The sequence below is a fragment of the Lysinibacillus sp. BF-4 genome (genome assembly GCF_000743635.1).
GTDB classification, from domain to species: Bacteria; Bacillota; Bacilli; order Bacillales_A; family Planococcaceae; genus Metalysinibacillus; species Metalysinibacillus saudimassiliensis.
The window spans coordinates 138,612-160,225 of sequence record NZ_JPUW01000001.1; the positions used below are offsets into that span (position 1 = coordinate 138,612).

The following is a 21,614-nucleotide window of genomic DNA, read 5'->3' on the forward strand; positions in this document are numbered from 1 at the left end:
TTTTACTGAAATAAACAAGGCAAACTGATGCCATTTTTGATATGATTATGTAGTAAACGTCCGATTAATTGTAGTGGAGGAATTATCATGTTTAAAAACTTTTTAGGAAATAAAGCAAATACGGCGCAAACGATTGAAGAACGTAAAGAACAGTGTATGCGCGAGGCAGTTCCTTCTCATATTGCGATTATTATGGACGGCAATGGTCGTTGGGCAAAAAAGCGTGCGTTACCGCGTGTAGCAGGTCACCGAGAAGGTATGAAAACCGTTAAAAAAATTACACGTTGTGCATCAGATATTGGTGTTAAGGCATTAACGGTTTATGCATTCTCTACAGAAAACTGGAAAAGGCCAAAGGATGAGGTAGATTTTTTAATGCGTTTACCTGTAGACTTTTTGGATACCTTTTTACCAGAGCTAATTGAACGTAATGTGCGAGTAGAGATGATTGGTGACCCAGATGTGTTACCGAAGCATACACAGGCAGCTCTTTTTGAAGCAATGGAAACAACAAAGCATAATACGGGGTTAATTTTAAACTTTGCGTTAAACTATGGTAGTCGTGATGAAATGGTTAAGGCAATGACGGCTGTTATGGCACGTGTTATGGCAGGCGAATTAGAGTTAGCTGATGTGGATGAAGCGTGTATAACGGCACATATGATGACTGCGCACTTACCAGAGCCTGACTTATTAATTCGCACGAGTGGTGAGGTACGTTTAAGTAACTTTATGCTATGGCAACTCGCTTATACAGAGTTATGGTTTACGGATATGCTATGGCCCGACTTCGATGAAGTAGCCTTTTTAGAAGCAGTGATGAGCTATCAAAAGCGCAATCGACGCTACGGAGGTTTGAAAGGGGAAGAAACAAAGTGAAGCAACGAATTATAACGGCAATTATAGCGGCAGCTTTATTTATACCGTTTGTCGTTTATGGGAAGTGGCCATTTGCTGTATTAGTTTTTGCAATGGCAGCAGTAGGATTTTTTGAAATCCTACGCATGAAGCATATTTCATTGTTATCAGTACCAGGTGTGTTAGGGTTAGTGGCGTTAGCAGGTCTTTTATTGCCAACAGAGTGGGCAGTAAAGGTCGAGGAAGTTACAACGCTTGGCACCATGGAGATTTTATTCTTTACATTTATTTTATTATTAGTTTATACGGTAATCATAAAAAACACATTTACTTTTGATGATGTGGGCTTTATTATTGCGAGTGTATTTTATGTAGGGCTAGGCTTCCATTATTTTATCGAGACACGTTTTATTGGCTTAGAGTTTGTTGTGTTCGCTTTGTTGATTGTATGGACAACAGATTCAGGTGCATATTTTGTAGGGCGTAAACTAGGTAAAAATAAATTATGGCCAGAGATTTCGCCTAATAAAACAATTGAAGGTTTTGTCGGTGGGATTGTGATTGCGGTAATCTTTGCTGTAGGTATGCAGTTGATTTACCCGATTACAGACTCATGGTTAGCGTTAATCGCAGTTACCATAGTTGCATCTATTTTTGGACAAATGGGTGACCTTGTAGAGTCAGCGATTAAGCGTCATTATGATGTAAAAGATTCAGGCACATTATTACCAGGTCATGGTGGGATTTTAGATCGTTTTGACAGTCTATTATTCGTTTTACCATTACTGCACTTCCTACAATTTGTAGGATAATGAAAGGATAAGTGGCATGAAAAAGATTAGTTTATTAGGAGCAACAGGCTCGATTGGTTTACAAACCATTGATATTATTACAGCAAATCCTGAAGACTTTCAATTAGTAGCATTATCAGCAGGACGTAATATTGATAAAACAAGAGAGATTATTAAACAGTTAAAGCCAGCACTTGTTTCTGTGCAAGACGCTAAAGATGCACAAGTTTTGCAGCAGGAGTTTCCAACTAGCACATTTACATATGGCGCTGAAGGTTTAGTTGAAGTAGCAACACATCCTGATACAACCGTGCTTGTTAATGCTGTATTAGGCAGTGTAGGGCTTGCATCAACACTTGCTGCGATTAAAATGAGCAAAACTATCGCTATTGCCAATAAAGAAACGCTAGTAACAGCAGGGCATCTTGTTATGGCCGCAGCGAAGCAATATAACGCACCAATTTTACCTGTAGATAGTGAACATTCGGCATTATTCCAAGCGATGAATGGCGAAAACCCGAAAAATATTTCGCGTTTAATCATTACAGCATCTGGGGGTAGTTTCCGTGATAAAACACGTGACGAGTTAATCGGTGTCACAGTTAAGGATGCGCTTAATCACCCGAACTGGTCGATGGGTGCTAAAATTACGATTGACTCAGCGACAATGATGAATAAAGGGCTTGAAGTAATCGAGGCTCATGTATTATTTGATATGCCGTATGATGATATTGATGTGGTGCTACACCGCGAAAGTATTATTCACTCTATGGTAGAGTTTGATGATACAAGTGTTATTGCTCAACTCGGCACACCAGATATGCGTGTACCTATTCAATATGCGCTAACTTACCCTAATCGTATCCCGCTACAGGGAGGCAAACGCCTTAACTTAGCAGAGATTGGTAAGCTACATTTTGAAGAAATGAATTTTAAACGTTATAAAGCCTTACAACTTGCTTATGATGCAGGGCGTACAGGTGGTACCATTTTAACAGCTATGAATGCAGCCAATGAAGCGGCTGTTGCGGCATTTTTACGAGGCGAAATTTCATTTTTAGCTATTGATGAAATGATTGAGCGTATTATGCATGAACATAGCACAATTGCGCAACCAGATCTTGAAACCATTTTAGCTGTAGATAGTGAAACGAGAAAACGAGTAGCAGACATGATAAAATAAGCACAGACTTATTACTTGAAGGTGGGATAGTATGCAAACAGCAATTGCATTTATCATAATTTTTGGCTCACTCGTATTTTTCCATGAGCTTGGTCACTTCTTGCTTGCAAAGCGTGCTGGCATTTTAGTACGCGAATTTGCAATCGGCTTTGGTCCAAAAATTTATGGTAATCAGCGTGGCGAAACGCTATATACAATTCGTTTATTACCGCTTGGTGGTTATGTACGCTATGCGGGGGCAGATTTAGATACGGTAGAGCTAGTGCCAGGGTATCGTGTGGCGCTTGCGTTAAATAAAGAAGACGTTGTAACAAAAATCATGCTTAATCAAAGTGAAAAACAATTATCAGACATTGTTTTCATGGAAGTAGAGAAAGCAGACCTTGTTCATGAATTATGGATTGAGGGTTACGACGAGGAAGAAAACTTTGTACGTTTTAATGTCTCGCGTGAGGCAGTTGTCATTGAAAATGGGCAAGAGAATGTCATTGCACCGTTTGATAGACAGTTTGAATCAAAATCGTTATTTGACCGCTTCGCTACAATTTTTGCAGGTCCGCTATTTAACTTTATTTTAGCGTTCTTTATTTTTGTCGTAGCAGCCTTTATTGGTGGTGTATCAAAAAATGAACCTGTATTAGGGGACATTATAGAGGATGGCTCCGCGCAAGTCGCAGGGCTTGAAAAGGGCGATGTTGTTACTGCAATTGATGGTACAAAAGTTAATGCATGGGACAAAATGGTCGGCATTATTCAAGAGAGCCCAGATAAGGAAATTACTATGCACGTAAAACGTGATGGCAAGGAGCTTGATATCCCTGTTGTTGTAGAAAAACGTGTACTTGAGCAAGGCAAGGAGCGCATTGAGCAAGGTGCTATTGGTGTAATGTATGGTGGTGACTTTGAGCGCGGTGTTGTGAAATCAATCCAACAAGGCGGCGAGCAAGTTTGGTATTGGTCAACACTTATTTTTACAATGCTAGGTAAGCTTGTAACGGGTCAATTTAGTATTGATGCATTATCAGGCCCTGTAGGGATTTACCAAGTTACAGACCAAGTTGCCTCTTACGGCATTTTATCTTTAATGAACTTTGCTGGTATGCTAAGTATTAACCTTGGTATTATGAACTTACTACCAATCCCAGCACTTGATGGTGGTCGCTTATTATTTATTGCGATTGAAGCAGTGCGAGGGAAACCAGTTGATCGTAATAAAGAAGGTATGGTGCATTTTGTTGGTATTATGCTATTACTTTTATTAATGATTGCGGTAACATGGAATGACATACAACGATTTTTCTTTTAATTGATGGTAAAGGATGGAGTAAACTATGAAACAAAGTAAAACGTATATTCCTACGCTGCGTGAAGTACCAGCGGATGCGGAAGTAAAATCACATAAACAATTATTACGTGCAGGCTATATTCGCCAAAGCGCAAGTGGCGTATATTCATACTTGCCACTAGCAACACGTGTGTTAGCTAAAATCGAGGCGATTATTCGTGAAGAGCTAGATAATGCGAACGCAGTAGAAATTTTAATGCCAGCAATGCAAGCAGCAGAGTTATGGCAAGAATCTGGTCGCTGGCAAGCTTACGGTCCCGAGTTAATGCGCTTTAAAGACCGTCATAACCGTGACTTTGCATTAGGCCCAACGCATGAAGAAGTTATTACAGATTTAGTACGCGACGAAATTAAATCATATAAAAAACTACCACTAACAATGTACCAAATCCAAACAAAATTCCGTGACGAAAAACGTCCACGCTTCGGCTTATTACGTGGTCGCGAATTTATTATGAAAGATGCGTATTCATTCCATGCTTCAACAGAGAGCTTAGATGAGACGTATCAAGATATGTATCAAGCATATTCAAATATTTTCTCACGCCTGGGCTTAAACTTCCGTGCAGTTATTGCGGATGCAGGCTCAATTGGTGGTAGTGGCACACACGAATTTATGGTGCTATCTGAAATTGGTGAAGATACAATTGCTTACTCTGACTCATCAGATTATGCGGCTAATACAGAGATGGCTGAAGTTGTTACAACCGACGTTGTGTCAGATGAGGCAGCAAAAGAGCTAAATAAAGTAGCAACACCAGATCAAAAAACAATTGAGGAAGTTAGTACGTTTTTAGATGTACCAACTAACCAAACAATTAAGTCATTAGTATTTAATGTAGATGGTGAGCTTGTTGTAGTATTAGCACGCGGTGACCATGAGATTAATGATATTAAAGTGAAAAATGTATTAAACGCTACAGTAGTTGAGATGGCAGAGGAAGAAGAAATCCGTGCAGCATTAGGTTGTGGCGTTGGTTCAATTGGGCCAATCAAGTTACCAGTAGAGATGAAAGTTATTGCGGATAATGCGATTCGTTCAATGCGCAATGCAGTAGCAGGTGCTAATGAAGATGGCTTCCATTATATCAATGTTAATCCAGAACGCGACTTTGCGATTAATGCATACGAAGATATTCGTATGATCCAAGAAGGTGACCCATCACCAGATGGTCAAGGCGTTATTAAATTTGCTGAAGGTATCGAAGTAGGTCATATCTTTAAGCTAGGTACAACGTACTCAGCGAAGTTAAACGCTACGATTTTAAATGAACAAGGTAAAGCACAACCACTTATTATGGGTTGCTATGGTATCGGGGTTTCTCGTATTTTAGCCGCTGTTGCTGAGCAGTTCCAAGATGATAATGGTTTTACATGGCCAAAACAATTAACACCATATGATGTGCATTTAATTCCAGTTAACATGAAGGACGAAGCACAAGTTGGTTTAGCTGAAGATATGTATGGTTTATTAAAATCGTATCGTTATGATGTATTATTAGATGACCGTAATGAACGCGCAGGCGTTAAGTTTGCGGACTCAGACCTTATTGGTTTACCAGTACGTGTAACCATCGGTAAAAAAGCAGCTGAAGGTATTGTAGAAGTTAAAATTCGTCAAACTGGCGAAACATTTGAGTGGCAAAAAGAAGAGTTAATTGATAACCTAAACGAACTTTTCCGCGCACAATAATCAAAATGCCGACAAGATTTCTTGTCGGCACTTTTTTATCAGGAGGTAAAAAAATGGATCAGGAAGCACAACAACGATTGCTCATTTTACTACAGCAATTACGACTTACGGAAGATGAGTATATGCCATTTTTCGAACAGGGTGAGCTGACACGCTTAACTATTCATAAAGGGCAACGCCTGTGGCGCTTTGCGATAACTTTGCCTACGATACTCCCGTATTCGATGTACGAACTACTGCAACTGCGCATGCATGAGGCGTTTTCGCATATTGCCAATGTGCATACGTCATTAGCGGCACTCAATCAAGCATTTACAGAGGCGCATATTAAGCAATACTGGCAAAGTGTTGTAGCTAATACAGAAGGCATTACGCCATTTTTAAAAGAGCGTTTGCAATTACAGTTACCACAAGTAGAGGGTAACAAACTGATTGTAACGTGTCGGGAGGAAGCAGAGTGTTTAATGTTGCAGAAGAAATACGAGCCGCTATTAAACCAATCTTTTGCAGCTTGTGGCTTCCCACAACTTAAAATTGATTTTGCAGTTAGTGAAGATGAGTCTGATATTAAGGCTGTTGAGCAGGAGCGCGAGGCGTTAGAACAAGAGCGTCAAGCACTTGAAGACGAGGCATCAGCTCGCATTGCTCAGCATTTAGATGAACGTAAGCAACATGGTGAAGAAGATGTACCAACTGGACCAATTCAAGTGGGGCGCCCAATTAAAGATGAGCCAACACCAATGGATTTAATTGTAGAAGATGAAAAGTGGGTAACAGTAGAAGGTGCAGTGTTTGATGTTGAATTGCGTGAGTTACGTTCAGGCAAAAAAATTCTGCAAATGAAAATCACAGACTACACGAACTCTTTCCTTGTTAAAAAATTTACGAATGGGCCTGAGGAAGATGCCATGTTTGAGCGCATTAAAAAAGGTACATGGTTAAAAGTAGCGGGGCCTGCTATTACGGATGATTATTCTCACGAGCTTGTGATTATGGCACGTGCTGTTATGGAAGTACAAAAGGAGCAACGCCAAGATACCTCGCCTGAAAAGCGTGTAGAGTTACATTTGCACACACAGATGAGCCAAATGGATGCAGTAACACCTGTAGGTCGTTTAGTAGAGCAAGCGGCAAAGTGGGGGCATAAGGCAGTGGCTATTACAGACCATGCTGTTGTTCAAGCTTTTCCAGATGCTTATGCTGCAGGCAAAAAGAATGGCATTAAAGTCATTTATGGGTTAGAGGCTAATTTAGTTGGCGACGGTGTACAAATTGTATATAACGAGGCACATCGTAATGTAGAAGAAGATACTTACGTAGTGTTTGACGTTGAGACAACAGGTTTATCATCGTCTTACGATACAATTATTGAGCTTGCAGCTATTAAAATTCGTGACGGCGAAGAAATCGGTCGCTTTGAGCGCTTTTGTAATCCGCACCATCCTTTAAGCGCCATTACAACCGAGTTAACAGGTATTACGGATGCTATGGTACAAAATGCGCCAGAGGTTGAGGATGTGATTCGCGAATTTCATGCGTTTATTGGTGATGCCGTAACAGTAGCGCATAATGCGTCATTTGATATGGGCTTTTTATATGCGGCCTATCGCAAATATGATATCGCTACAACGAAGCACCCTACGATTGATACGCTAGAGTTATCACGTATGCTTTACCCAACGTTAAAAAGTCACCGCTTAAATACGCTGTGTAAACGATTTAATATTGAGCTTACACAACATCACCGTGCGATTTATGATACGGAAGCTACGGTACATTTATTTTTACATTTATTAAATGATGCAATGAAGGAAAAAGAAGTACGTTTCCTTGACGAATTTAATGGGCATATCGTGAGTAGTGAGGCGTATAAACGTGCGCGCCCTAGTCACTGTACATTATTAGCAACGAGTGCAGTTGGACTGAAAAATCTCTTTAAGCTTGTATCTATTGCTCATACTGAAACATTTTACCGCGTGCCACGTTTGCGTCGCTCGACGATTGAAAAATATCGTGAAGGTATTTTAATTGGCTCGGGTTGTGATAAAGGTGAGGTATTTGAAGCGGCGATGCAACGTTCGATTGAAGAAGCAGAAGATGCAGCGAAATTTTATGATTATCTAGAGGTGCACCCGCCTGCTGTTTACTCACAATTAGTAGACGGTGGTATTGTGCATAGTTATGATAATTTACACGATATTATCCGTAAAATTGTACGTATTGGCAAAAAGCTAGATAAGCCTGTTGTAGCAACAGGTAATGTGCATTACTTAAATGAAGAAGATGCTAAGTATCGTCAAATTCTTGTAGGTTCTCAAGGTGGCGCTAATATGCTCAATCGTCAAAAGTTACCACAAGTACATTTCCGCACAACGAATGAGATGCTTGAAGCATTTGACTTTTTACCGCCTGCAGATGCAGAGGCAGTCGTTATTACTAACTCGCAAAAAATAGCGGATAGTATTGAAGATGTTAAACCGATTAAGGATGATTTATATACACCAAAAATTGAAGGGTCTGATGAGGAGGTAACAAAGCTTACCTACGACATGGCGCGTTCGATTTATGGTGATACGTTACCCGAAATTGTAACAGCTCGCATCGAAAAAGAATTGAAGTCGATTTTAGGGCACGGTTTTGGTGTAATTTATTTAATTTCAGCGAAGCTTGTAAAAAAATCGTTAGCGGATGGCTATTTAGTAGGGTCGCGTGGTTCTGTTGGCTCGTCACTTGTGGCGACCTTTATGGAAATTACCGAAGTTAACCCGCTACCACCGCATTATATTTGTCCAAACTGTCAGCACTCTTATTTCTTTACAGATGGTAGCGTAAGTTCAGGATATGATTTACCTAATAAAGACTGTGAGAAGTGTGGTACGCCTTACAAAAAAGATGGGCAGGATATTCCCTTCGAAACATTCCTTGGTTTTAAAGGGGATAAGGTACCAGATATTGACTTGAACTTTTCAGGGGAGTATCAACCCGAGGCGCATAACTACACGAAAGTGCTATTTGGTGAGGATTATGTATTCCGAGCAGGGACGATTGGTACGGTTGCCGAAAAAACAGCTTATGGTTATGTCAAAGGCTATGCTAGTGACCGCAATTTGCAATACCGTGCAGCAGAGGTTGATCGTTTAGTACAAGGTTGTACGGGTGTTAAGCGAACAACAGGCCAACACCCAGGTGGTATTATTGTTGTACCTGATTATATGGATATTTACGATTTCTCGCCTGTGCAATTCCCAGCAGATGCGCAAGACTCTGAATGGAAGACAACGCATTTTGACTTCCACTCTATCCATGACAATATTTTAAAGCTTGATATACTTGGGCATGATGACCCGACGGTTATTCGTATGTTACAGGATTTATCAGGTATTGATCCAAAGACAATCCCAACAGATGATCCCGAGGTAATGAAAATCTTTAGCTCACCAGAAAGCCTTGGTGTAACAGAAGAGCAAATTAACTGTAAGACGGGGACACTTGGCATACCAGAGTTTGGTACGCGTTTTGTACGTCAAATGCTTGAAAGTACTAAGCCGTCAACCTTCTCAGAGCTTGTGCAAATTTCAGGGCTATCTCATGGTACAGACGTATGGCTTGGTAATGCACAAACATTAATTGAAGAAGGTACTTGTGTATTAAGCGAAGTAATTGGTTGTCGTGATGATATTATGGTGTATTTAATCTATCAAGGTTTAGAGCCCTCACTTGCCTTTAACATTATGGAGTTTGTACGTAAAGGTCGCGGGTTAACAGATGACTTTGAAGAAGAAATGAAAAAGAATAAAGTACCTGCTTGGTATATTGATTCATGTAAAAAAATTAAATACATGTTCCCTAAAGCCCATGCCGCAGCCTATGTATTAATGGCTGTGCGAATTGCATGGTTTAAAGTGCATTTCCCTGTATTGTATTATGCTGCGTACTTTACAGTGCGTGCTGCTGATTTTGATTTACTAGCAATGGTGCAAGGCCCACAAATGATTCGTGCTAAAATTGATGAGATTGAGGGCAAGGGACTAGAGGCATCAACTAAAGAAAAAAACCTACTTACAGTATTAGAGCTTGCGCTTGAAATGTGTGAGCGAGGCATGCGCTTCCAAACAGTTGATTTATATCGCTCTGAGGCAAGTGAATTTATTATTGAAGGTAACACATTAATTCCGCCATTTGATGCAATCCCTGGTCTTGGTACTAACGTAGCTAAGATGATTGTAGAGGCGCGTAAGGACGGCGAGTTTTTATCAAAAGAGGACTTGCAACAACGCGGACGTGTATCTAAAACGATTATCGAATATTTAGACCAGCTTGGAAGCTTAGGTGATATGCCGGATTCTAACCAGCTATCACTTTTCTAAGCAAAACGCGCCAATTTGCATTAGGTAGTGCTTTATGGTAATGTTAAGGTAATAATTTGTTGATACATTCGCAGCGAAAGAGTGGGGCAATCCCGCTCTTTTGTGTTGTTATGTCCATTTATTATGAAATTGTCAGGAGGGTGACCAATGAGTCAAATCGCAACAATTATAGAGGAGCTAGCACAGCCAATTACAACTGAACTAAACCTAGAGCTAGTCGATGTTGAGTTCGTCAAAGAAGGAAGTATATATTTTTTACGTGTTTACGTAGATACTCCTGCGGGCGGTATTGATATTGACCAATGTGCGCTCGTTAGTGAACGTTTGAGTGTCGTGCTTGACGAAAAAGACCCAATTGAACCGAATTATTACTTAGAAGTATCTTCGCCAGGGGCTGAACGTCCACTAAAAAAACCAGCAGATTTTGAAAAAGCTGTTGGCAAATACATTTATGTAAAAACATACGAAAAAATTAAAGACATGAAAGAATTTTATGGTTATCTGACAGCGTATGATGAAGGTACACTAACATTAAACGTATTAATCAAAACACGTAAATTAACAGTAACAATTGAACCCGAACAAATCGCGCTTGCTCGCCTTGCAATCGACTTTTCGGCATAAGTACATTTAGGAGTGAAAAAATAGTATGAGTAGTGAATTAATGAAGGCGTTAAAAGCAGTAGTAGACGAAAAAGGTATTTCTGAAGAGGTGCTAATGGAAGCGTTAGAAGCAGCGCTTATCACTGCATATAAACGCAACTTTAACCAAGCACAAAACGTGCGCGTAGACTTTACAGACGGTTTAGCGCGTGTATTCTCACGTAAGGAAGTTGTCGAGGAAGTATTTGACCCACGCCTTGAAATCTCATTAGAAGATGCACAAGTGTTAAACGCTGCTTATCAACTTGAAGATGTTGTTGAACAAGAAGTAACACCTGATGAATTTGGTCGCGTAGCAGCACAAACAGCTAAGCAAGTCGTAACACAACGTGTGCGTGAAGCTGAACGTGGTTTAATTTATGAAGAGTACATTGACCGCGAAGATGATATCGCAACAGGCGTTGTAGCACGTATGGACCCACGTAATATTTATGTTGAAATTGACAAAGTAGAAGCGGCGTTACCACAAAACGAACAAATGCAAGGCGAAACGTATACACCGCACGAACGTGTAAAAGTGTATATTACAAAAGTAGAGCGCACAACACGCGGTCCACAAATCATTGTTTCTCGTACACACCCAGGCTTATTACGCCGTTTATTTGAACAAGAAGTACCAGAGATTTATGATGGTATCGTAGAGATTAAATCAATTGCTCGTGAAGCAGGCGATCGCTCTAAAATTTCAGTTTTTGCACATGATGACGAAATTGACCCAGTAGGTTCTTGCGTAGGTGCTAAAGGTGCCCGTGTACAAGCTATCGTTAATGAGTTAAATGGCGAAAAAATTGATATTGTTGAATGGTCAGAAGACCCAGTAGTATTTGTAGCTAATGCACTTAGCCCGTCACAAGTATTAGACGTGCAAGTGGATGAAGAAGAAAAATCAACAACAGTAGTTGTACCAGACTATCAATTATCACTAGCTATTGGTAAGCGTGGACAAAATGCTCGTCTAGCAGCTAAATTAACAGGCTGGAAAATTGATATCAAGAGCGAAACAGATGCACGTGAGCTAGGTATTTATCCTACAGAAACATCATTTGAATACGAAAAGCCGGCAGAAGAAAACATTGCGGTTGATTTATACGGCGAAGAGTAATACATTCGTATGAAGTGAAGGGGGTGATGCTGGTGTCGCAACAAAGAAAAGTGCCGTTACGCAAATGTGTAGTAACAGGTGAGATGTTGCCGAAAAAAGACATGGTACGTATCGTTCGTTCTAAAGAGGGTGAAGTAAGTGTTGACGCTACAGGCAAAAAGCCAGGGCGTGGTGCTTACATTAGCAAAACTGAGGAAGCCGTTAAACTAGCCAAACAAAAAAATACATTAGGACATCAGCTAGGCAGTAAAATTCCTGATGAAATTTATGACGAGGTTAGCTTATTGATCCGCAGGGAGTCTCTTTTATGAACAAACAAGCGATATTAAATTTTTTAGGTCTTGCCGCGCGCGCAAGAAAAATAATCTCAGGTGAAGAACTTGTCGTAAAGGAAGTACGCTCTTCTTCAGCAATGCTAGTCATCATCGCTGAAGACGCATCCGCTAATACGATGAAGAAAATTACCGACAAATGTAAGTATTATAATGTTGAGTATCATGTTTTTGGAGATCGTTATGATTTAGGACATGCGACGGGCAAGGAAGCGCGAGTAGCCCTTGCTATTACGGACAAAGGTTTTGCTAAGAAATTGTCTAGTCTACTCAACGAAAAATAATCGGGGGTGAGCAGATGACCAAAATCAGAGTTCATGAATATGCGAAGCAAGTAAATAAGTCGAGTAAAGATGTTATTGAACAGCTAACAAAATTAAATGAAAACGTTTCGAATCATATGTCAACACTTGAAAAAGAGGTAGTTAATAAGTTGGATAAAGTATTTAAAAAATCAGATTCATCACAGCGCTCGGGTAAACCGGCAAACAATAATCAAGGCGGTCAAAACCGTTCTAACAACAAACCAGCAGGTCAAGGTGGCGGCCAAAACCGTCCAAACAATAAACCAGCAGGTCAAGGCGGCGGTCAAAACCGTCCAAATAACAAACCAGCAACACAAGGTCAAGGCGGTCAAAACCGTCCAAACAATAAGCCAGCAGCTCAAGGTCAAGGCGGTCAAAACCGTCCAAACAATAAGCCAGCAGCTCAAGGTCAAGGCGGCCAAAACCGCACAAACAATAAGCCAGCAGGTCAAGGCACAACAAACAATCGTCCAGGTCAAGGTGGCGGTCAAAACCGTCCAAATAATGGCCCAGGTGGTAACCGTCGCGGTGGCTATAACCAACGTCCACGCCCAGGTATCCACGGTGGTAAACGTCGTCCACCACGTCAACCAGTAGCACCAATGCCACCAAAAGAATTACCAGCAAAAATTACATTTTATGAGTCACTTTCTGTAGCAGAGCTTGCGAAGAAAATTTACCGCGAGCCATCAGAAATCATCAAAAAGTTATTTGGCTTAGGTGTTATGGCTACAATTAACCAAGAGCTTGATAAAGATGCAATTGAGTTAATTTGTGCAGACTACGGTGTTGAGGTTGAAGAAGAAATTCGTATCGACCGTACCGACCTAGAAACATACTTTGAAGAAGAAAACCAAGAAGTTAATGAAGAGGACTATGTAGAGCGTCCACCAGTTGTAACAATCATGGGTCACGTTGACCACGGTAAAACAACACTTCTTGACTCAATTCGTCAAACAAAAGTTACTGCAGGTGAGGCAGGCGGTATTACACAACATATCGGTGCTTACCAAGTAACAGAAGGCGACAAAAAAATCACATTCCTAGATACACCTGGTCACGCAGCTTTCACAACAATGCGTGCACGTGGTGCGAAGGTAACTGACTTAACAATTTTAGTTGTAGCAGCTGATGATGGTGTTATGCCACAAACAGTTGAAGCAATTAACCATGCTAAAGCAGCAGAAGTACCAATCATCGTTGCAGTTAACAAAATGGATAAGCCAACAGCTAATCCAGACCGTGTAATGCAAGAGCTTACTGAGCATGGCTTAGTATCTGAGGCTTGGGGCGGAGATACAATCTTTGTACCAATTTCAGCATTAAAAGGCGATGGCATTGATACATTACTAGAAATGGTGTTATTAGTAGCTGAAGTAGGCGAGCTTAAAGCTAATCCTGATCGCTTAGCTATTGGTACAGTAATCGAGGCACAACTTGATAAAGGTCGTGGTTCAGTTGCGACATTACTAGTACAAGATGGTACGCTAGAAGTAGGTTCTCCAGTTGTAGTTGGTAATGCATTTGGACGTGTTCGTGCTATGGTCAATGACCTTGGCCGCCGTGTGAAATCAGCAGGTCCTTCTACACCAGTTGAAATTACTGGCTTAAATGAAGTGCCTCAAGCGGGTGACCGTTTTGTAGTATTTAAAGATGAGAAAACAGCACGTGCTGTTGGTGAATCTCGTGCAACTACTGCTATCCAAGCACAACGTACAGAGAAACAACGCGTTACACTTGATAACTTATTTGAACAAATGAGTCAAGGCGAAGTAAAAGAGCTTAACTTAATCGTTAAAGCTGATGTACAAGGTACAGTAGAAGCGATGGCCGCTTCACTAATGAAAATTGAAGTTGAGGGCGTAAACGTACGCATCATCCACACGGGTGCTGGTGCTATTACAGAATCAGATATTTCATTAGCAGCAGCATCAAACGCTATCGTAATCGGCTTTAACGTTCGTCCGGACGTTAATGCAAAACGTGCAGCAGCTGAAGAAGGCGTTGATATTCGTCAACACCGCGTAATTTATAAAGTAATCGAAGAAATCGAATCAGCGATGAAAGGCTTACTTGACCCAGAATTTGAAGAAAAAATTATTGGTCAAGCTGAGGTTCGTCAAACAATTAAAGTATCAAAAGTTGGTACAATTGCAGGTTCTTACGTTACTGAGGGTAAAATCACTCGCGAAAGCGGCGTGCGTGTTATCCGTGACAACGTAGTAATCCACGAAGGTCAACTTGATACGCTAAAACGTTTCAAAGATGATGTTAAAGAAGTAGCTAAAGGCTACGAATGTGGTATTACAATCGAAAACTACAATGACATTCAAGAAGGCGATGTTATTGAAGCATTCGTAATGGAAGAAATTAAACGATAATGATTGTTTATGCAGAATGCGAGTATTTTATTCCTACTGCACATTCATTAAAGGAAAAACGCGCTATATTACAACGTATGCTTACACGCACCAAGCAAAAGTTTAACGTGTCAGTTGCAGAAATTGACCATCAAGATACGTGGCAACGTACGCGGCTGGCGCTTGTAACTGTTGCGTCAGCACGTGAGGCAGCGGACCGCGAAATGATGCGGGCGCTACAATACCTCGCGTCTAACCCTGCGTGGGAAGAACTAAATGTATGGCGCGACTATGTTTAGTCAAGAGGTGAAACCATGACATTACGTTCAAATCGTGTAGCCGAACAAATGAAAAAAGAGCTTGGCGAATTAATTACTAGAAAAATTAAAGACCCACGCGTCGGCTTCGTAACTGTAACTGATGTAGAGGTAACAGGCGATTTACAGCAAGCTACCGTATATATTACTTCACTTGGCAATGAACGCGAACGTGAAGAAACATTAGAGGCACTTGTACGTGCATCTGGCTTTATTCGTTCGGAAATTGGTAAACGAATTCGTTTACGCCGTACGCCAGAAATTTTCTTTGAGTTTGACAGTTCTGTTGAGTATGGTAATCGTATCGATACATTGCTACGTCAATTACATGAAGATAACTAACACAAAAGGGTCTGCTGATGCAGACCCTTTTTTTAAGGAGGAAAATAGATGAATGGGATTTTACCATTATGGAAAGAGCGCGGTATGACTTCGCATGATTGTGTTTTTAAGCTACGAAAAATTTTAGGAACTAAAAAAGTTGGTCATACAGGGACACTTGATCCTGCTGTAGAGGGTGTATTACCGATTTGTGTTGGTACAGCTACACGTATTGCAGAATATATTACAGACAGCGGTAAAACTTACGAGGCTGTTATTGCGATTGGTACATCAACGACCACTGAAGATGCAGAAGGTGAAGTAGTTGCAGAGGATAGTAGTCATAAAACTATTACACGTGAAGCATTACTTGAGGTGCTAGAACAATTAACGGGAGATATTGAACAAACGCCTCCGATGTTTTCGGCAGTTAAGGTTAATGGTAAGCGTTTGTATGAGTATGCACGTAAAGGGATTGAAGTAGAGCGCCCAACGCGCATTGTGAGTATCCATGAGCTAACATTATTAGATGAAGCTGTGAGTTATGAAGGTGAGGTTGTTACCTTCCCGTTACGTATAAGTTGTGGTAAGGGGACATATATCCGTACACTCGCTGTACAAATCGGGGAGAAGCTTGGCTATCCTGCACATATGCAGTCGCTCGTACGCACTTGCTCAGGTACGTTTACGAAAGAGCAGTGCTTTACGTTAGGTGACTTACAACAATTAAAAGAGCAATCACAATTACAAACAGCACTACTTCCTGTAGAATGGGCATTAACGGACTATCCATTGATCGAAATGACAGACGAGGAAGAACGCGTTAAAATTTTAAATGGACAAGTGCTACCAAAACACGCATTATTAAATAAACATGATAAAATTGTATTTGGAGTAGACGGGTTGGCACGTGCGATTTATTATGCTCATCCAACAAAAGAGGGTTTAATGAAGCCAGACAAAATGTTTCCCGTTTAATTTAGGAGGCTTTTAGTTTATGAATGTAGTACATTTAAAATATCCATATCAATTAATGACAAGCAAAACCGAGGCTTATTCATTAGCGCTGGGCTTTTTTGATGGTGTGCATTTAGGACATCAAGCAGTAATTAAACAGGCAGTTGCCACCGCAAATGAAAAAAACTTAACGCCAGCAGTGATGACATTTGATCCTCATCCTTCTATCGTTTTAGGTGGACGCAGTGAAAATGTTTTTTATATTACACTACTGCCTGAAAAATTACGCTTATTAGAGGCACTTGGTGTCGAAACAGTATTTCTTGTACAATTTACTTCAGACTTTGCCAAACTTTCACCAGCGGATTTTTTACAAACCTTTATTCGTGATATGAATGTGCGCCACGTTACAGCGGGCTTTGATTTTTCGTTTGGTTGCAAAGGTGCAGGCAAAATGACAGATATGGCTGCGCTTAGCAACGGTGACTATGAGGTGACGGTTGTTGACAAGCACACAGTGGCTGAGGATAAAGTAAGCTCAACACGCATCCGACGTACATTAGAGGATGGCGATATGGAGGCTGCACTTACGCTATTAGGGCGACCATTTACTGTGGATGGCATCGTCATTCAAGGGGATAAGCGTGGGCGTCAAATTGGTTTCCCGACAGCTAATGTACAAACAGCAGAGGTTCATTTATCCCTGCAACAGGGGTTTATGCCGTACGTATTTTAGTGCAAGATGCGTGGCATGACGGCGTATGCAACGTCGGCTATGTGCCAACATTTAAAGATAATAATAAAAACTTAACCGTAGAGGTGCATATTTTAGATTTTGACAAAAATATTTACGGTGAAGAAGTACAAGTCGCATGGTATAAGCGTATTCGTAGTGAACAAAAATTTGATGGCATTGCTTCTTTAAAAGCGCAAATTGCTAATGATAAGGAAGCAACGATTCGCTATTTTCAAAACTAAGGTTTACGCTTGCGGCGCTATATAAAATATGATAGTATTCATAAGTGCACATAGTGCTTAACCTCAGCTCGGTATCACGATTCTCCAACGTATACTGTGCTACAGGGGATACTTTATAATTAGGAGGCCAACTAACATGGCAATTACACAAGAACGTAAAAACGAAATCATCGCTGAGTTCCGTACTCACGAAAGCGACACTGGTTCACCAGAAGTACAAGTAGCTGTATTAACAGCAGAAATCAACGCATTAAGCGGACACTTACGTACACATAAAAAAGACTTCCACTCTGAGCGTGGTCTTTTCAAAATGGTAGGTCGTCGTCGTCACTTACTACGTTACCTACGTGAAAATGACGTTCAACGTTACCGTGAACTAATCAATCGTTTAGGTTTACGTCGCTAATCGACGAACTGAAAAAAGCGGGAGTAATCCCGCTTTTTCTTTATGGTTTGAATTATATTTCAGCATAGATGCATGAATTTTGATAAACTACATACATATCTGTAAAAAGGTGTGCAGTAAAGAAAGGGGTTCATTGAATGAACGAGAAAAAAGTCTATTCTTACGAATGGGCTGGTCGTCCACTTACTATTGAGGTAGGACAACTAGCGAAACAAGCCAATGGTGCTGTATTAGTACGCTATGGTGAAACAGCAGTGTTAGCAACAGCAACAATGTCAAAATCACCAAAGCCATTAGATTTCTTCCCATTAACAGTTAACTACGAAGAGCGTTTATACGCAGCGGGTAAAATTCCAGGAGGTTTCATTAAGCGTGAAGGTCGTCCTTCCGAGCATGCGGTGTTAACAAGCCGTTTAATTGACCGCCCAATTCGCCCGATGTTCCCAGATGGTTTCCGTAATGAAGTACAAGTTATTTCTATCGTAATGTCAAACGATCCTGACTGCCCAGCAGACGTAGCAGCAATGCTAGGTTCTTCATTAGCACTTGGCGTATCAGACATTCCGTTTGAAGCACCAATCGCTGGTGTACAGGTTGGTTATGTAAATAATGAGTTTATTATTAACCCAACAACTGAGCAAACGGCTGAAAGCACAATTGCTTTAACAGTTGCAGGTAACAAAGATGCAATTAACATGGTTGAAGCTGGCGCGCTTGAAGTACCAGAAGAAACAATGTTAGAAGCTATCATGTTTGGTCATAGTGAAATTCAAAAACTAATTGCTATTCAAGAACAAATCATTGCTGAAGTAGGCAAAGAAAAAATCGAAGTAACATTATTCGAACTTGATGAAGCTATTACAGCGCGCGTAAAAGAAATGTGCGAAGCTGACATGAACAAAGCTATCCAAACGGTAGATAAGCAAGAGCGTGAACAAAACATCAGTGCTGTAAAAGCAAGTGTAGTTGAAGTGTTTGAAGCTGAAGAAGCAGACGACGCTACAATGAAGCATGTACATGGCATTTTAGATAAAATGGTAAAAGAAGAAGTACGTCGTTTAATTACAGAAGATAAAGTGCGTCCAGATGGTCGTAAACTAGACGAAATCCGTCCATTAGCTTCTGAAACAACATTACTTGACCGTACGCATGGTTCGGCATTATTTACGCGTGGACAAACACAGGCATTATCAATTTGTACATTAGGCGCATTAGGCGACGTACAAATTATTGATGGCTTAGGCGTAGAAGAATCAAAACGCTTTATGCACCATTACAACTTCCCACAATTCTCTGTTGGTGAAACAGGTCCAATCCGTGGGCCAGGTCGTCGTGAAATTGGTCACGGTGCATTAGGTGAGCGCGCATTAGTAGCTGTTATTCCAGATGAAGATGCATTCCCATACACAATTCGCTGTGTATCTGAAGTATTAGAATCAAACGGTTCTTCTTCACAAGCATCAATTTGTGCGTCAACATTAGCGATGATGGATGCAGGTGTACCACTTAAAGCGCCAGTAGCAGGTATCGCAATGGGTCTTATCAAGCAAGCGGATAACTATTCAATCTTAACAGACATCCAAGGTATGGAAGACTTCCTTGGTGATATGGACTTTAAAGTAGCAGGTACTGAAAAAGGTATTACTGCACTTCAAATGGACATTAAAATTGATGGCCTATCACGCAATATTTTAGAAGAAGCACTAGCACAAGCTAAAATTGGACGTATGCATATTTTAGAATCAATGCTTACAACATTACCAGCAACACGCGAGAAGCTTTCTAAATACGCACCAAAAATTGTTATTGTTAAAATTAACCCAGATAAAATCCGTGATGTTATTGGACCAGGTGGTAAACAAATCAATAAAATCATTGAAGAAACTGGCGTAAAAATTGATACAGAACAAGATGGTACAATTTACATCGCTTCTTCTGATGAAGAAATGAACGCACGTGCAAAAGAAATCATCGAAAATATCGTACGCGAAGCTAAAGCAGGCGAGTACTACTTAGCAACTGTTAAGCGTATCGAAAAATTCGGTGCATTCTGCGAAATCTTCCCAGGTAAAGATGGCTTACTACACATTTCGGAAATCCAAGAGGAACGTACGAAAGAAGTAGAAGACGTATTAAAAATGGGTGACGAGCTAATGGTGAAAGTAATTGAAATTGACCGCCAAGGTCGCGTTAACTTATCACGTAAAGCTGTCATTAAAGAAGAGAAAGAACGCGAAGAACAAAAATAAATACAACAAGGTGTTAGGTCACGTGCCTAACGCCTTTTTTGTAAGGAAAGAAGGATTTATTTGGTTAAAGAGTATAGATGTAAAAATGGTGTCCGTATCGTAGAAGAGCGCATGCCAACAACCCGAGCTGTTGCCATTGGTATTTGGGTGCGCGCAGGCTCACGCTATGAAACACCAGCTGAAAATGGGATCACGCATTTTATTGAGCATATGTTATTTAAAGGTACAGCAACACGCAGCGCTAAAGATATTGCGGAGATTTTTGACCTTGTAGGCGGAGATTTAAACGCCTTTACGGCACGAGATAATACGTGCTACCATGCTACGGTGCTTGATGAACATGCAGAGCTAGCGATTGATGTATTAGCTGATATGTTTTTTAATTCGACTTTTGATGAAGTTGCGATTGAAAAAGAGAAGCAGGTAATTTATGAAGAAATGGCGATGGATGATGATACACCTGACGAGTTTGTAGCAGATCACTTTTGGCGCGCGCTATTTCCTGAGCAGGCGATGGGAGCTCCAATTTTAGGAACAAAGGAAACACTAGCGACCTTTACTAAGCAAATGATACGTGCGTATATGGCTGCGCATTATTTACCTGAAAATATCGTTGTCTCTATTGCAGGTAATAGTAGTGCTAAGCTCATTGCCTTAATCGAAGAAAAATTTGGCACTTTTACTGCTCAAGCGAAAAGTATAACAAGTGAAGTACCACGCATGGTACCAACAACATTAACGTTAACGAAAGATGTGGAGCAGGCACAGTTAATGATTGCTTACCCGTCCTTACCACGCTCTGCGAAAAATAGTGCCTGTCTTACGGTATTAGATACGATTATTGGCGGCATTACCTCATCCCGTCTATTTCAACAAGTGCGTGAGGAACGCGGGTTAGCGTATACGATATATTCGTATAGCTCAACGTATTATGATAGTGGCGTATGGACTGTTTATTGTGCCACGCAACATCATCAATTAGCTGAAGTAATGCGTGTTATTGAGGATGTACTCCAAGATATAGCTACGAATGGTGTAACAGAGGACGAGGTAGCGCGTGCTAAAATGCATTTACAAGGTAGCTTTGTCCTTAACTTAGAAAGTGCAGAGGCACATATGCAGCGCAATGGTGAGATTTATTTAAATCATTTGCCACATTATGATGTGGATGAAGTATTATTACGCCTCAAAGGTATTACAACTGAACAAGTGAATGAAGTAGCTAAAGCGATGCTTACTCAATTACCATCAGTGGCAAAAATGGTAAAAAACAAGGGATAAAATTTTTATTAAATAGTAAAATGTGCTTATAAATAGTATACTAAATGTAACAATGAGGAAAGAGGTTGGTTACATTGGCTTCTATTAAAACACAGGATATGATTCG

Annotated in this window: 17 protein-coding genes and 1 pseudogene; all 18 read left to right on the top strand. The window is 40.6% G+C overall.

The genetic code is table 11. The features are described 5' to 3' along the window. The first annotated feature begins 87 nt into the window (after positions 1–87). The 18 genes and pseudogenes from CH76_RS00720 to CH76_RS00805 all read left to right on the top strand — a co-directional run bounded on the left by CH76_RS00720 (position 88) and on the right by CH76_RS00805 (position 21,508). Positions 88–879 (top strand): isoprenyl transferase, encoded by a 792-nt coding sequence (locus CH76_RS00720; protein ID WP_036141472.1) that lies wholly within the window; start codon positions 88–90, stop codon positions 877–879. Next, positions 876–1,670 carry a phosphatidate cytidylyltransferase gene (locus CH76_RS00725; RefSeq protein ID WP_036141475.1) on the top strand — a complete coding sequence of 265 codons (795 nt, stop codon included), beginning with the start codon at positions 876–878 and terminating at the stop codon, positions 1,668–1,670. Before CH76_RS00720 ends, CH76_RS00725 begins: the two co-directional genes overlap by 4 nt. Positions 1,671–1,686: 16 nt before the next feature. Then, entirely contained in the window at positions 1,687–2,832 is a 1,146-nt protein-coding gene (gene dxr, locus CH76_RS00730) for a 1-deoxy-D-xylulose-5-phosphate reductoisomerase (protein WP_036141478.1), read from the top strand. Positions 2,833–2,863: 31 nt separating this feature from the next. Beyond that, on the top strand, positions 2,864–4,138 hold the full coding sequence (gene rseP / locus CH76_RS00735; protein WP_036141480.1) for an RIP metalloprotease RseP: 1,275 nt from the start codon (positions 2,864–2,866) through the stop codon (positions 4,136–4,138). A 25-nt stretch (positions 4,139–4,163) separates the two neighbouring features. Continuing rightward, complete coding sequence (locus CH76_RS00740) at positions 4,164–5,870, top strand: proline--tRNA ligase (RefSeq protein WP_036141483.1); 1,707 nt, start codon at positions 4,164–4,166, stop codon at positions 5,868–5,870. A 53-nt stretch (positions 5,871–5,923) separates the two neighbouring features. After that, a complete protein-coding gene (locus CH76_RS00745) occupies positions 5,924–10,237 on the top strand; it encodes a PolC-type DNA polymerase III (protein ID WP_036141486.1) in 4,314 nt (1,437 codons plus the stop codon). A 147-nt stretch (positions 10,238–10,384) separates the two neighbouring features. Continuing rightward, positions 10,385–10,861, top strand: a complete 477-nt coding sequence (rimP, locus tag CH76_RS00750) for a ribosome maturation factor RimP (protein ID WP_036141489.1) — start codon at positions 10,385–10,387, stop codon at positions 10,859–10,861. Between the two features lie 25 nt (positions 10,862–10,886). Then, positions 10,887–12,002, top strand: a complete 1,116-nt coding sequence (nusA, locus tag CH76_RS00755; protein WP_036141491.1) for a transcription termination factor NusA — start codon at positions 10,887–10,889, stop codon at positions 12,000–12,002. A gap of 26 nt (positions 12,003–12,028) precedes the next feature. Beyond that, positions 12,029–12,313 (top strand): RNase P modulator RnpM, encoded by a 285-nt coding sequence (gene rnpM, locus CH76_RS00760; RefSeq protein WP_036141494.1) that lies wholly within the window; start codon positions 12,029–12,031, stop codon positions 12,311–12,313. Beyond that, on the top strand, positions 12,310–12,618 hold the full coding sequence (locus tag CH76_RS00765) for a YlxQ family RNA-binding protein (RefSeq protein WP_036141497.1): 309 nt from the start codon (positions 12,310–12,312) through the stop codon (positions 12,616–12,618). Before rnpM ends, CH76_RS00765 begins: the two co-directional genes overlap by 4 nt. Positions 12,619–12,632: 14 nt before the next feature. Further along, entirely contained in the window at positions 12,633–15,020 is a 2,388-nt protein-coding gene (infB, locus tag CH76_RS00770) for a translation initiation factor IF-2 (protein WP_036141500.1), read from the top strand. Beyond that, on the top strand, positions 15,020–15,298 hold the full coding sequence (locus tag CH76_RS00775) for a DUF503 domain-containing protein (protein ID WP_036141505.1): 279 nt from the start codon (positions 15,020–15,022) through the stop codon (positions 15,296–15,298). The genes infB and CH76_RS00775 overlap by 1 nt, the downstream gene beginning before the upstream one ends. A gap of 15 nt (positions 15,299–15,313) precedes the next feature. Further along, entirely contained in the window at positions 15,314–15,658 is a 345-nt protein-coding gene (gene rbfA / locus CH76_RS00780; RefSeq protein ID WP_036141508.1) for a 30S ribosome-binding factor RbfA, read from the top strand. A 48-nt stretch (positions 15,659–15,706) separates the two neighbouring features. Further along, on the top strand, positions 15,707–16,615 hold the full coding sequence (gene truB, locus CH76_RS00785; protein ID WP_036141511.1) for a tRNA pseudouridine(55) synthase TruB: 909 nt from the start codon (positions 15,707–15,709) through the stop codon (positions 16,613–16,615). A gap of 19 nt (positions 16,616–16,634) precedes the next feature. Beyond that, a pseudogene (locus tag CH76_RS00790) lies at positions 16,635–17,572 on the top strand (bifunctional riboflavin kinase/FAD synthetase). 136 nt (positions 17,573–17,708) lie between these two features. Next, positions 17,709–17,978, top strand: a complete 270-nt coding sequence (gene rpsO, locus CH76_RS00795; protein ID WP_036141513.1) for a 30S ribosomal protein S15 — start codon at positions 17,709–17,711, stop codon at positions 17,976–17,978. Between the two features lie 137 nt (positions 17,979–18,115). Next, complete coding sequence (gene pnp / locus CH76_RS00800; RefSeq protein WP_036141517.1) at positions 18,116–20,227, top strand: polyribonucleotide nucleotidyltransferase; 2,112 nt, start codon at positions 18,116–18,118, stop codon at positions 20,225–20,227. 60 nt (positions 20,228–20,287) lie between these two features. Further along, positions 20,288–21,508: a pitrilysin family protein gene (locus tag CH76_RS00805; RefSeq protein ID WP_036141519.1), complete on the top strand. Its 1,221-nt coding sequence runs from the start codon at positions 20,288–20,290 to the stop codon at positions 21,506–21,508. Positions 21,509–21,614 lie beyond the last annotated feature (106 nt).

What these genes read in the sequence shown, in the direction of transcription:
- rimP (WP_036141489.1), top strand. Translation starts at nt 10,385, where the DNA reads ATGAGTCAAATCGCAACAATTATAGAGGAGCTAGCACAGCCAATTACA.
- rnpM (WP_036141494.1), top strand. Translation starts at nt 12,029, where the DNA reads ATGCTGGTGTCGCAACAAAGAAAAGTGCCGTTACGCAAATGTGTAGTA.
- CH76_RS00765 (WP_036141497.1), top strand. Translation starts at nt 12,310, where the DNA reads ATGAACAAACAAGCGATATTAAATTTTTTAGGTCTTGCCGCGCGCGCA.
- pnp (WP_036141517.1), top strand. Translation starts at nt 18,116, where the DNA reads ATGAACGAGAAAAAAGTCTATTCTTACGAATGGGCTGGTCGTCCACTT.
- CH76_RS00775 (WP_036141505.1), top strand. Translation starts at nt 15,020, where the DNA reads ATGATTGTTTATGCAGAATGCGAGTATTTTATTCCTACTGCACATTCA.
- dxr (WP_036141478.1), top strand. Translation starts at nt 1,687, where the DNA reads ATGAAAAAGATTAGTTTATTAGGAGCAACAGGCTCGATTGGTTTACAA.
- CH76_RS00740 (WP_036141483.1), top strand. Translation starts at nt 4,164, where the DNA reads ATGAAACAAAGTAAAACGTATATTCCTACGCTGCGTGAAGTACCAGCG.
- rseP (WP_036141480.1), top strand. Translation starts at nt 2,864, where the DNA reads ATGCAAACAGCAATTGCATTTATCATAATTTTTGGCTCACTCGTATTT.
- truB (WP_036141511.1), top strand. Translation starts at nt 15,707, where the DNA reads ATGAATGGGATTTTACCATTATGGAAAGAGCGCGGTATGACTTCGCAT.
- rpsO (WP_036141513.1), top strand. Translation starts at nt 17,709, where the DNA reads ATGGCAATTACACAAGAACGTAAAAACGAAATCATCGCTGAGTTCCGT.
- rbfA (WP_036141508.1), top strand. Translation starts at nt 15,314, where the DNA reads ATGACATTACGTTCAAATCGTGTAGCCGAACAAATGAAAAAAGAGCTT.
- nusA (WP_036141491.1), top strand. Translation starts at nt 10,887, where the DNA reads ATGAGTAGTGAATTAATGAAGGCGTTAAAAGCAGTAGTAGACGAAAAA.
- CH76_RS00745 (WP_036141486.1), top strand. Translation starts at nt 5,924, where the DNA reads ATGGATCAGGAAGCACAACAACGATTGCTCATTTTACTACAGCAATTA.
- infB (WP_036141500.1), top strand. Translation starts at nt 12,633, where the DNA reads ATGACCAAAATCAGAGTTCATGAATATGCGAAGCAAGTAAATAAGTCG.
- CH76_RS00720 (WP_036141472.1), top strand. Translation starts at nt 88, where the DNA reads ATGTTTAAAAACTTTTTAGGAAATAAAGCAAATACGGCGCAAACGATT.